Origin of the sequence: Rhizobium sp. BT04, from assembly GCF_030053135.1 — a bacterium.
Lineage (GTDB): Bacteria > Pseudomonadota > Alphaproteobacteria > Rhizobiales > Rhizobiaceae > Rhizobium > Rhizobium binxianense.
Genome location: NZ_CP125650.1, coordinates 64,937 through 77,017, shown reverse-complemented (window position 1 = coordinate 77,017; position 12,081 = coordinate 64,937). Strand labels below are relative to the sequence as shown.

5 protein-coding genes and 5 pseudogenes are annotated in these 12,081 nt (G+C 57.8%); 2 read left to right on the top strand and 8 right to left on the bottom strand.

Annotation, left to right across the window (positions count from 1 at the left end; translation table 11 throughout):
- Positions 1-284: 284 nt before the first annotated feature.
- Complete coding sequence (locus QMO82_RS03700; RefSeq protein WP_283196506.1) at positions 285-2,453, bottom strand: Ulp1 family isopeptidase; 2,169 nt, start codon at positions 2,451-2,453, stop codon at positions 285-287.
- 252 nt (positions 2,454-2,705) lie between these two features.
- Positions 2,706-3,214 (bottom strand): annotated as a pseudogene (locus tag QMO82_RS03695) (transposase); the annotation flags it as partial.
- 524 nt (positions 3,215-3,738) lie between these two features.
- Between QMO82_RS03695 and QMO82_RS03690 the strand changes: the two are divergent.
- Positions 3,739-4,626 carry a hypothetical protein gene (locus QMO82_RS03690; RefSeq protein ID WP_029875558.1) on the top strand — a complete coding sequence of 296 codons (888 nt, stop codon included), beginning with the start codon at positions 3,739-3,741 and terminating at the stop codon, positions 4,624-4,626.
- Between the two features lie 117 nt (positions 4,627-4,743).
- Here QMO82_RS03690 and QMO82_RS03685 read toward each other — a convergent pair.
- Together QMO82_RS03685 and QMO82_RS33735 are read right to left on the bottom strand one after the other, a co-directional pair.
- Positions 4,744-5,008 (bottom strand): annotated as a pseudogene (locus QMO82_RS03685) (LLM class flavin-dependent oxidoreductase); the annotation flags it as partial.
- A 705-nt stretch (positions 5,009-5,713) separates the two neighbouring features.
- The gene (locus QMO82_RS33735) at positions 5,714-6,094 is read right to left on the bottom strand and encodes a nuclear transport factor 2 family protein (RefSeq protein ID WP_335723779.1); all 381 of its coding nucleotides are present in this window, start codon (positions 6,092-6,094) and stop codon (positions 5,714-5,716) included.
- 781 nt (positions 6,095-6,875) lie between these two features.
- Between QMO82_RS33735 and QMO82_RS03680 the strand changes: the two are divergent.
- A pseudogene (locus QMO82_RS03680) lies at positions 6,876-7,433 on the top strand (radical SAM protein); the annotation flags it as partial.
- A gap of 210 nt (positions 7,434-7,643) precedes the next feature.
- Here the strand turns inward: QMO82_RS03680 and QMO82_RS03675 are convergent.
- From QMO82_RS03675 to QMO82_RS03660, 4 genes and pseudogenes are all read right to left on the bottom strand, one after another.
- Positions 7,644-8,654, bottom strand: coding sequence for a LysR substrate-binding domain-containing protein (locus QMO82_RS03675; protein WP_029875556.1), 1,011 nt, complete (start codon positions 8,652-8,654; stop codon positions 7,644-7,646).
- 239 nt (positions 8,655-8,893) lie between these two features.
- Positions 8,894-9,172 (bottom strand): annotated as a pseudogene (locus QMO82_RS03670) (carbamoyltransferase N-terminal domain-containing protein); the annotation flags it as partial.
- An 823-nt stretch (positions 9,173-9,995) separates the two neighbouring features.
- Positions 9,996-10,190 (bottom strand): annotated as a pseudogene (locus tag QMO82_RS03665) (hypothetical protein); the annotation flags it as partial.
- Positions 10,191-10,333: 143 nt separating this feature from the next.
- Positions 10,334-11,950: a hypothetical protein gene (locus tag QMO82_RS03660; RefSeq protein ID WP_012489526.1), complete on the bottom strand. Its 1,617-nt coding sequence runs from the start codon at positions 11,948-11,950 to the stop codon at positions 10,334-10,336.
- Positions 11,951-12,081: the final 131 nt, after the last annotated feature.

Below are 12,081 nucleotides of genomic sequence, written 5' to 3'. Positions count from 1 at the left end.
AAGCACTTCAGCGACCGCGCCAGCATCCTTCGCACCCGAGGCTCTTCCCGCATCCGTATCTGTCTACACCTCAGATGCGACAGCCGTCGCCTCTTGGGATGCTGGCCAAACGTCACGTTTTGAAGGAAGACTGGCGACGTGCACATTCGATGTCGCCCCCGGCACTGGGGATCGTCTCATCTGGGTTGGCGCGCTGCACGTGGCCGCGTAAAAACGGATTCTCTCTCAACGGTTTGGTGCTTTTTCAAGAACCACTGGCATCTATTGCTCGATCCATCTCCACCCTATTGCAGGAAAAGGTAAATGTCGTTCTCCATGCCTGATGGCCCCAGAGTGGCCGTGTAGGGCACACCATGGATAGTGATGCTGGTCTGGGGGTTGTCCGCGCTCGGCAGCAACTCAAGCCAGGACATTGCAAGCCGAAGGCCAGCCGGTGCCGGTTGATTGCGGTGTTGCCAGCTCGGAGGGACAGCTCCTCCCAAGTCGTCCACAGGCAGCGTGTACTGTGGGGTGCCGAAGATCGATGCCCCCAAGCTTTGCTCCCATGGTGCGTCTGGCGGATTGACGCTTTGCACCGGTGAATAGGCAGCTGACGGCAAATCCTGCCGGAAGGTCGCTGTATTCCAGCTATCGGCGGGAAGCTGGCCGGGTTGACCCACTCCATGCCAAAACTCTGCGGGATCGGCGATCTGTGTGGAGGACTCCGGTTCAGCCGCCGCAGCCCCCGCTCGAGCACTGTTGGGCGCGGTGCTCAGACGTCGTTGGAGTTGCTCCCGATCGGCGACGAGGTTGTCGAGGTGCAGCACGGCTGGCCGGCCTCTTCGTGCCAGTCGTCTAACGAGCGCCCGCGTGCCGTCAACCACGAAGACTCCGCAATCATAGTCGTTGCGCTGTTGGGTCATGCGGACGGGCTCCAGACGGGTACCCAACCTTTGTGCGAGCATTGCTGCAAACTCGTTGTTCTGGCCCCGGAAGGAGTCATAGTGATAGGCAGCCGGCCCCTCGCGGTTGCGACGGTCAACGAGTAGCAGCGACCAATGGGTGCCGCGGTGATCAGGATCCGAAGCACTGGCATCGCTCACTGGAAGGAACAGGAAGTCGGCTGTATCTCTTCCATTCTGATCATTAACGATGCGCTGGAAAGCGCTCAGCGCGGTGCTCTCATCGCCCAGGCGCAGATGATAATGGGCTATCAGGGGATCGATAAGCCGCGTCCTGGCGGCGAGATCCGGATCGTTTCGCTGCAAGTCCTGCATTAGCAGCTCATAATCCGTCTGGATATGCTGGTCGCCCAGCCATTCGATATGGTCGAGCGACAATCCGCTGCGGCCTTCGATCGATGGATCAACCTGCTGCAGCGGCGAAGTTGATCTGAACTCGGCACGTGGATCCGAACGGCCGTCCAGACCGGCCGGTTCCCGGCCACTTGCCTGCTCAGGGGACAACCCCGACGCTGCGTTCGCCTCAACGACTTGCTGGTACTGCCGAAGCCGCTTGAAAGAGATAGTGTGTTTTCCCATGTCTTCGGTGAAGTCTTGGTAATCTTTTTTCAACGACCATTGCTGCTGATCACTGCCGTTGAGCCGGCTCGCTATGCTCTCCCTGCCCTCCCTTTGGAGCCAAGCGCTAAACTTTCGTTGGTGACTGGTATTATTCCGAGAAGTCGGGACCGGTCCGAACTTACTCAGCTCTTCCTTGGCCAAGCTATCAATGACGCGGGCGTCGTCGGGATAAGGATCATGTATCTGGCGCCCCATCAGGCGCGGCCCAGGTCCAACGGCTTGGAGTTCTTGCCCCTCAGGCGCGAGCCTCCTGAAATGAGACAGTGCTGACTTAAGACGGTCCTGACCATCCCCACCGCTTGCCCAATAATCCGCGATATCAACGGCTAGTGAATCTGGATCGTTTAAAAGCCGAGAAGCCATCGAATCTCTGTTTTCTGCTCGGAGCCAACGAGCGAACCTCCTAAGAATCCCTAAATTGTTCTCGACGGTAGCCTCGGGAACCCTTCCGTCCCCTCGGCCGACGCTACCGTCGGGTAGAATTTCGTAGTTTCGGACTGCTTCCGCGAACTGGTTGATGCGGGTCTCGTCATCGGGATGCATGTCCCGGTCGGCGGCGCGACCACGCTTGGCGCCGACGCGAACCTTGGTTGAGACCACGTGAGTCTCCGTTGCGGCATCGACGTCTTGCTGCCCCGAACTCCGCGACGACGTCTTGCCGCTGCTCAATCCGAACGCCTTCTTGAACCCTGACGCCATGCGCGACGTAAATCCGCGGCGTTTGCCCTGCGGCGCCGCGGCGACTTCGCCCGCCTCCGCCATATTGCTCGATGTCTTGCTCCCCGAGCCGCCGAATCGCAAGCTGCTGGAGCCCGCCCGAGAGACGTCTATGCTGTGGCGGGCGCCGCTCAACGAGTTCTCCGGCGCCAACGACTGCGGCGTCACTCGCATCGAACCGCCCACGGATCTGCGACGCGGCACACGGTCGCCGGCGTCACTGTCGTGCGAACCGAGGCGCAAGTCGCTCAGATCCTGTTCCACATCTCGTCTCTGTGAATTGTACTCCCGGATCCAGGCGTCCGTATCGAAAGCTCCGGTCACGCCTTCGATCCACTCACTTACTTCGCGAGAATCGTCATCGCGCGGCTGGTTCCGTCTTGGGTACATCGATGCCGGTCCTCCGGAAATCAAATTTGGAACCTCGATCCTATTGACGCCGGACGGCTCTCCTTCCCGTCGAAGCAGGACGAACAGTCGCCGATAGCCGAAACGCCGACGCTCGTTTGCAAGGTCACGCAGCTTTGCCCGCAGCGCCACCTCCGGCGGTCGGCAGGACCGATAACGCACCGTCTTGCGGTCGGCGGATATGATCTGGCAGGCCCGCCGCTCCGAAAGACCCATCACGGCCTTCAGATGCGTGACGGCTTCACGCTTGGCGGCAGGCCCTACCATTTTTTTGCAAGAAGCTCGCGGAGCGCCGCCGCATCCAGCATCTGTTCGGCCAGCAGCTTTTTCAGCCTGGCGTTCTCGTCCTCAAGCGCCTTCAGCCGCTTGGCCTCGGACACTTCCATACCACCGTATTTGGCTTTCCAGTTGTAAAACGTCGCTTCCGAAATCCCGTGCTTACGGCAGAGGTCGGCCGCCTTCGCGCCTGCCTCCTGCTCCTTCAGTACCGCAATTATCTGCTCTTCGGTAAATCTCTGCTTCTTCATTCGTCCGTCCTTTGATGGGCCGGACTCTAATCAAATCTGGAGGAAATTCGCAGTGGCAGGTCACCTTCACCACCTAAGGGGTCTACGTGGCTCCGCTTTTCCAAAGCATTTTAGAATATCGATTTTGCATGATGGCGACCAGTCCGGTTGCACTAGCATATGCGTAATCTGCAATTGGAGACCAACAACGGTGAAAACAGAACAGGCCCGCGGGGCGGTAAATTTTCCGAGACGCCTCTAACATTCAAGCTAATCTTAGCCCTGCCGCGGCGCAGACACCTCCGACGGACTGTCAGCCGATTCGACGATGGTCTGGCGAAGGGAGCCACGCTTTCGCGGATCCTCGAGGCTTGGGCTGAGGTAAAGGGATCAGGAGCGGCGCATGCAACGCGCACCGCCCGCTTCATCGAGTCTAGCAGTCACGTATCCGCTTTATAGGCCGGACATGTGAGCGCACCGTTCCCATGTGAAGCGACTGAAAAGAATGCGCTTCATCACACCTTTCACTCTCAGGAGAGACCGCCATGGATAACTCAGAACGATCGCTGCGCTACAACATTTCCGAGGAAGATGATCGCACCCGGGCCATGGCGGGGTGGATCGAGAATATGACCGGGGCACAAACGCTTACGGGCATGCCGTCCCGATCAACGCCAGATCCCCATGCTCTTTCGCCTTCGTCGCCAACGCGACCATACTCGCTCTCTTCCGAACCTCCAATTAAGGTGCTCGACAGATCGACATTTGCCAGAAAAGTAAGGGAATTTTACGGTGATGAAATCAAGCACATTTCCGTCAATCCACAAGAGTACTCGCCCTTCGTGTCCTCTAAAGCCCTGCGTACGGCTACCATCGCTCGACTCTACGGCGGCACCGACAATGATACGCCCAGCGCGCGATATTTCAGCTATGATCTGGGAGAACGAAGCGTTGGGCTTTTAAGAACAGAGGATGGATTTAGCATCGAAAACGAGCCGTGGCGGGAACTATTTCCCGGTCGAAAAAGAATCACGTCGATTGTAGACCTTCGCGTTACTCATCCGCTTGTCGAGAACGCAGGCGATATTCTGCTCGAACATCAACTTCAACTCGACGGCGAACAGCCGTTGATCATGTCACGTCCCGCTACGCCGGAGATGGGAACCCGTCTAGAGCAGATGGGTTTCGTTGATGTGGGTGAAAATCGCTGGGTGCTCGACCCTACGCAACATCCCGACAAGTGGACAAAGAATAGCAAGGGTGGATGGCAGCGCGCCGACAAACCTTGGAGTTATCTCTCTAAAACCGTGGAGTATCTTAGCGACGATGAAGCAGGTGTCGAGGAGCATTCGAGTGACGCCAGTGTCGAGACAGATTCATCCGATGATGACCCGTCTTGGTACTTCGAACACCTCAATTTGAACCGCGGCTAAAAGCTTGCCTCATCGTGAGGACTTTTTGCGCCGCCGGCTGAGTTGATACGCCCTTGTATTACGGGAGGACGCAGGCGAAGATTAGAGACTGCAATAATTGCTGCGACTCTCTGCGACGGCCCGCCTCATGCTGCACTCCGATCCTGCCGCGATGCAGATTGGCGGGGCTGGCTTCTGGGTGGTCCGCAACGATATCGCCGTTGGGGGTATCTTCTGATAATGGCCGTCGGGTTCGAAAACCTTCTGGTTGAGCCCCTAAAAGATCACCCAGGTACTCCCCAGGCGCCTCATGAATAACGACACCGAAGCGCTTGAACTCGAATCGCTCGTATCCGGACCCGTCGCCAAGCCCAAGGCGACCGTCCGACACGATGTCGATGAATGATCGACGTGCGAGCTGACCGGAAACCGCACGGTCCGGTCGACATCATCGGGACGCGCCCATGGGCCCCATCGGCACGCGTCGGCGAATAGCGGCGAGATCCGTCTCGTCGGCGCGTTCCAGTTCTCGACCATCGGCGTGCGCACATAGCCGAGCTCTTATGGCCGTCAGGCCCACTCGACGCGACGCCAACTCGCATGCCAAACTTTTCGTGATCAAGATCAGGCCCCTTCCAGGCAGCGTAGCCGTTGCGTCTGGGATCGCCCAGCAACCCGCCCAGCGAGGCCACATTGAAGATCACAGGGCCGCGCGGCAACGCCGCACCGCACCGTTCCGCTTCCAGGAAGATCCACGGCAACGACAATGTCGCCGTTCGCAAAGGCAGCGACCAGAGCGCGGCCAATCCCGCCTGCAGCGCGTGTAATGACGGCGGGTGTCTGCTTGCTTCATGGATTAGCTTCTCCTGCTCCGGCGTATGCGATCTAACGCTAAAGGAGCCAGATGACAGCAAGTTAGCACCACGTCCCGGAAAAGAAGAGTTCGGCACCAGCTGAACGCGCCGCTATTCCGCCTCGGCTTTCATGCTCTTTGCCGCTTCCGAGCGTATAGACCGGGTCGTTAGAATGCGATGTTCCGATCGGCTGCCTGAAACCGAACCGCTCAATCTCTGGCGACGCCGCCTGCTGTGTCTGCTCCTCGAGCCAATCATAGACCACTGTGCGGTCGGCAATTCTCCACTCCCCTTCCCTTTTCTGAAAATGGTCGCAATATCGACCACATAGGAGAAACCTGGCAACGTATGATCCGGCCGCAGTCCGGCCCTCGTTGGAGCGCAGTGAAGTAGCTCTCGACAGCTGCTTCAGTCGGGCTGATAAACTCAATCAGAACGTTGGTGATCTGGTGGATGTTGCGCGGTTCGGTCTTGAAGACACCAAGCGTGAACTCAATGAATCCCTCGGCGGAGCCCGTATACGCTCCGTGAACGTCCTGCGCATCAGGCCAGAAGGAGCTGCGCAGCCCCGCCTCGTCCGCCCGTCTATCCCGCGGCAATACCGATAGGACAGTCGCGGATCGTTTCGCGATCATGCAATTCGACCCATTTTCGTGGTCCATGGCCCGTCGCAAGTCTGGTCTTGAGTTGAAAATGGCGTTCTATGCATCTGCGAACGGACATTCGCGCCGTCGGCGCTTGACTTGGTCTCGCAATGCCACTTCCCAGGGAACGTCTGTGAACTCAAACAGCGTGCGTAGGACAGCAACTCCCGCGCAATCAAGGACCATTGGTGCGTTGGATTTTGTCTGCAAGAACAGCCAGGGCCTCTCTGCGCTTGTGTGGAAGGTAGCTAACGGTCCATTCGGCGACAATGCGGTCGACGAGTTCGCCAGAAAGAGCCCAATGTCGACTGGATCCCCGTTTGCGGCCGCCGGGGCTGCCGGTGCCTGTCTCGGCGAAGTCTCCTCCAAAGCCTGTGATCCGAACGATCCTGCCTGGCTCCCAATCGGGCTCGTCTGACCGAGCGGGAGCGGCTGATCGACGCGAGGGAGAAATCTGGGGCCAGGCGGCTCGCCTCTCGGCGTCACCCCACGTTAGGCTGGTTATGCCATCCGCGGGCATCAAATCGGGGTGAAAGAAAGTTCTAAGCCTGGTGTGGTCGAGCGGCCCGACCTGCCCTCCTCAACTCAAGCACTCGAGGCGAGCCGCCATTTTACCGGTGTAGGTCTATTGTCGAATGCCTGACAACCCTATGTCGGGTCGCAAATGGAGGGAACCGGACAAAAAACGCTAACCAATTGAAAACCTAAGCAATTTTCATTGGCATGGCCCTTGCTTCTTGAACCGCGACGTTAAGCAGCAACGGAGCCTTTAATGCCCCCACCAATGATTTCGCTCAAGAACCTGACCAGCACGACAACTATGAACCAACTGCTGGCCACAGCGAAGTCCACTGCTTGCGCCGCGTCATTGTGCGGTTCGTCCGCAAAGCCGCACCACGTCGAGCCGGCTGTCTGGGAGAAAATCACGGACCTTTCCTGCTATTTAGAAAAAGCGCACTACTATTTCGCGCGCATGCACGTCGTAGCCGCACCAGCTTGCAATATCCAGTGCAACTACTGCAATCGTAAATACTGCGCCAACGAAAGCCGGCCTACGCCTGACCAGGCGCTGCGAAAGGTCGTTGCGGTCGCCAATGAAGTCCCTCAGCTTTCCGTGCTCTTTATCGCCGGACCAAGCGATGCCTGTTATGACCGGAAGAAGACAAAGGCGACATTTGCACGCGGAGCCACAGAGGTCCCCGATATCAAGCTGTGTCTTTCAACCAACGGTCCGGCAGTGCCAGACCGTGTCGGCGAGCCTGCTGACATAAATGTTGATCACTTGACGATCACCATCAAAATGGTCGATCCGAGAGCCGGCGCGAAGATATCCGCGCCACTGCAGGGCCGAGCCGCAGCTCAGCAGAAGCCCGGATACAAGCAGACCCCGCGAGCACATAGGCATCCAAGTCTCGATATTCGTCCAACATGCCTGGCACTCTCGGGCGCAGCAGCGCTGAGCCCTTGGTCATCTCCCCGCGCAAAATCCCCGTTTGCTCTCTTTGATGCTTCGGGAGCATCCCGATCACCGCTTCTTGTGTCAGTCTGCTCCCGTCTCCAACGCTGCGGCGACCTCCTTGCGCAGCCATTTATGCTGCGGGTCGTGATGGCACCGCTCGTGCCAGATGAGCATGACCTTGTACGGTGCCGGCTCGAGGGGTGGATCAACAACCCTAAGCGGCAGCATCGCGGAAACTTGGGTCGCAACGCGGCGCGGGACGAGCAATACCAAATCCGTTGCCGAAGCTACCACCGCTGCCGTGAGAACGCTGGAAAAAAGTATGGGACTACGATCCGCTCGCAGGTTGGGCAAGTGGTCGTAGATCGGGCCGAAATGGTCGGGGGAGTCCGTACTGATGGCAGCGTGACGCAAGGTCGCGAAGTTGTCGATCGTCCATTCCTGCGCCAGCGCGGGATGGTCGTGGCGCAACAAACACGCGAAGCGGTCTGTATAGAGACTGCGCCGAAAATAGCCAGGCAGTTGCACGTCAATATGCCCAACGGCCAAATCAATATCACCTTGCTCAAGCCCCCGCACGGCACGATCAAACGGCAAACAGGCGAGTGTGTCGAGATGAGGGGCACGCTCGCGTAACCACGGCAGGAGGCGCGGTAGTACAGCCAAAGCTTGATGATCGGGGATCGCCAGCGTTGCCCCCCTCCCCCATTCTTTTGAGATTAGGCTGCGGCTTGTCACCATCTCTCGGATCGTACGCAGTGCCGACGGCAGCCTTTGAGCCAGGTGTTCGCCTTGCGGCGTTGGGATCAAACCCGTTGAAGACCGCACCAGGAGATCATCATTGAACAAGCCGCGCAGCCTTCCCAGTGCCCGGCTCATCGCCGGTTGACTCCGCCCGATGTGCTGGCCCGCGTGCGTCACGTTCCGGTATTCGAGCAGAGCCTCGAGCGCCACCAGGAGGTTGAGGTCTATTGATGCTAGGTTTAGCTGGTGTCCAGTGAGGCGCTCTCCTCTCCAATCTTGCAACATCTTTCGCCTATAAGCGAGTTGATCCGTCACCTCTTTTTCTACATAGCGTTTCATGACGTTCATTCCTCAACAATCAATTCCGGGTCCAACGTTTTCGAGTTCATCTCGGCGGTGGAGCGCGGGTGACAACCTCATGGCATTGTGCCATCACGCGTCCAAGGGGCGGCCAGATCTGTGTGACGATGGCGATCACATGGAACATCGGGGTGTCCCACAGGAATATAGCGCCCGTGTCGACTTCCCCGAGCCCGTTGCAACAGTCTCGGATCCGATGCTGGGGTGCTTGGGTGAAAGAGGCGCACGCGCTCGAGCACAGCGTTGCAATAGGCCTCGGTCGCATAATACGCGATGCGGTCGATGTCGCTCAGGTGAACACCTGCAGATGCGAGGCAATATTGAATCGAACGCGTTGGTAACTTGTTGGAGTGCTTGATCCGGTTAAGGCGCTCCTCCTCGACCGCCGCTATCACTCGCCCGTCGCGAACGGGAACCGCAGCCCCATCGTGCATAAAGGTGCTCGGTAGATCGGACGAATTTTCGTAATCTTTGCTTAGACCGCCACTGAGCCCTAGACACAGCATGTTGCTCTCCAGTTCGTTTCGGAAGGTAGGTCGCTCTGGCCTGGCCACCGGCCTTCGTAGTTTCATAGGGTGGCGCTTGACAGTGCAGCTAGAGCTCACGGGGTCGAAGCCGATACCATTAGTGACCGGCGCGGCGACATTGCCGACAACCGATCCTGCGCAACCTTCTTGATCATTGTTGCGACGCCGCACAGAAACCCGGGCCGAAGCGCTTGCAGCAGAACTGCCTAACCTATCCACATCACTCAATCCTTCATATTTCGGCCCGACAGCCGCAAGAAAACATCACGAGGTTTGGTGGCCCTGCAAAAGGCGCAGACCAAGTCCTCGCGGCTGCGAGCGCGCCTGCTCTGGCTTCTAGTGATTGTGGGAGATGCACTCACAGGTTAGTCGACCAGGGAACAGTGCTTCTTGTGAGAGCCCTATCAGCACTGAAACGGGAGAAGCAACGGTGAAGATTCTGCCCGATCACGACCAGCGTAAGATAACAATCGAGGCCAGGCAACTGACAGAGGGCTCCAGGTCGAATTTCCAGCATCGTCTCCGCACCTGAGGACCCATTTTTTTAGAACTCCACATAATCTACACAGCGCTCTTCAGCGTTTTCTAAGGGCAATCGTTTTGAGCAGTAAAATCGTTTTTGTGGATGGAATGCGTGCAAAAAGGAATGGGTGGATTCATAGCAAGGCGAGCGGCACTTTCAAACAGCGGCCGTGATGATCAACGTTTACGGCAAATCCGCCTCCGACGTCGGTGCCGACGACCGACCTCCGAAATCCTCGTGTATCGTCGTACCCGCAACACTCCTTCTCTACTCTGGTTTTCAGCCGATAAACCTAGCCGCAGCTTCGCCAGTCGGCACGTCGATAAGCGTGATCGGGCTTGCTGCAAGGAAACGGCGTTGGTTGTTGGTCGGCGCTGCCGCATCCAGCACCGCAAAACGTGGTGCGTTGGATCGCGTCATGATCCGTCGGGCGTAGGTGCGCAGCATCTGGTCGTTGAAGCGGCAGCCGATGAAGAAGAGCCTCTGTTGGTGCGCCGCTCCTTCACCGCTTCGCTGACCCACCTGAGCGGCGGAACTCCTTCCGTCGCTGATGAGGCCGTTGATGGCCTGCTCGCCCGGCCTTCCGGTGGGTCGGCCGGCATCGAGACAGGCGATTATTACGCGGCGGGCGCGGCGCGCGAGGTTTCGATGCGCTTCAGTCCATCGGTGATGGCCGCGAGCCCTTCCCGCAGCGTCTGCCCTATAGTGCCCGGACCGATGTCGATTGGAGGATTGTCAAGCATGGCTACAATGTCGCTGCCGTTGAGATAATCGAGCTTCTTCTGGACTGTGGTTCGGACACGCTCGGTCGCGCTCGACAGTGCCTCACCGTTGCGTTCGGTGATGGCGGAGAGCTGATCTGAAAGCTCTCCTCCGAACTGCAGGAAGATGTCGTCGACATACCTCCACGTTCCGCCGCGGGCTTCCACATCGACCATCTGGTTGATCTTGCTCTTTACCTCATCCCGCAGCGTCAAGGCAGTGTCGAGATGAGCCTGCCATATAGCTATGATACTTTCGACCGAGTTCTCGATGGATTTGGTCCTTTCGGGCTGGTCTGCGATGCCAAGAAGGACCAGAAGTTGATCATCGTTACCGAGCCGCGGGACCACCGCTGCGATCAGACGCTCCACAACCGCGCGCCTACGGGCTGCATCGCCTAGTTCCTTCGGCCATTGCGACGACACTATCTTCGCAATCCTCTCAGAATTCGCGTTCTCTAGCGGATAAGAAAGCTGTCGCTCCTGAGCCTTTGCCTTGATCAGACGGAACAAGGACTCTACTACCTCGTCTTGATCGAGAGCGCCCGTTGGAACTCTGTTCAGATCGATCCCATTCACCACGACCTCTTCGCGGCGGTCGCCGTTTGTCTCGCCCTGCCCCGCCCCATCGGGCATGTCATCCACATATTGAAGATTCCGCAGATTCTCAGGATAGGCCAGCATCAACAGAAGTCGGCCGGCGAAGTTGTGCAGCGTTGCCTCCTGCTCTTCCGGAGGCGTCGCAGCCAGCACACGTTGCAGCCAATCCGCGATCTTCGTGGTCAGATGGGACAACTCTGCGGTCTGTCCCGCGCCAATTTGCGCGCTGAGACTTACTGCGTGATTGGAAATGGTCGCGGCCGCGGCGGCAATGCCCTCCTTCACTTCCGGGAGAAGCTGCTCCAGGAGCTCAGCCCCGCCTTCACGCTTGCTTCTCTCTTCAGTTTCTTCAACACTCCCTGCAGAGTTCCCTTCCGCGCTATCGAGCGCCGTCATCGGCCGATTGAATTCTTCAGAGTCGTCGGGTGGAAGAAATTGGGAGTTCTCCTCGGCGTTCATCTCAAACTGCTGAATGTCTTCTTCAGTTAAGATTCCTGCTTCCTGCATGTCAGGCAACCTCATGCGGAAGTTCACGAAATACTTCTTCATCACCTTTTGGACCTGCGGGAACCCGGCCTTTCCACCATCAGCCAACTTGACGAGGATAACGCCGTTTTCGTTCATCCTGCCCGTGCCTCTCCGCAGAAGCGAAAAGTTCTCCTTACTACTATCCTCATCATCTTCAAAAGGCATGTTTTTCAAAGTTTGTGCCAATCCATTGAGCTTTTTCTTACTCACCAGGACAGCAGGCTTCCGCAGATCGCCAACCGTGCCGACCGCAAAGCAGAACTCCAAATCCGCTCTGTTCTTCGTCTGGTCGATCAACTGCAGAAATTTCTTCGCTCTTGTCCTATTGTGCTTCATTCCGGCCATTATATCTCTCCAGTTTCCTGTTCTAGATCAGTGTACGTCGGTTGATAGGGTGGGACAGGATCTGATCACCCAACTTCCCGAAGATCTGCCTGATGGAGGTGACCGCGCTCTCCAGCGGTCTAGTCGAGCGG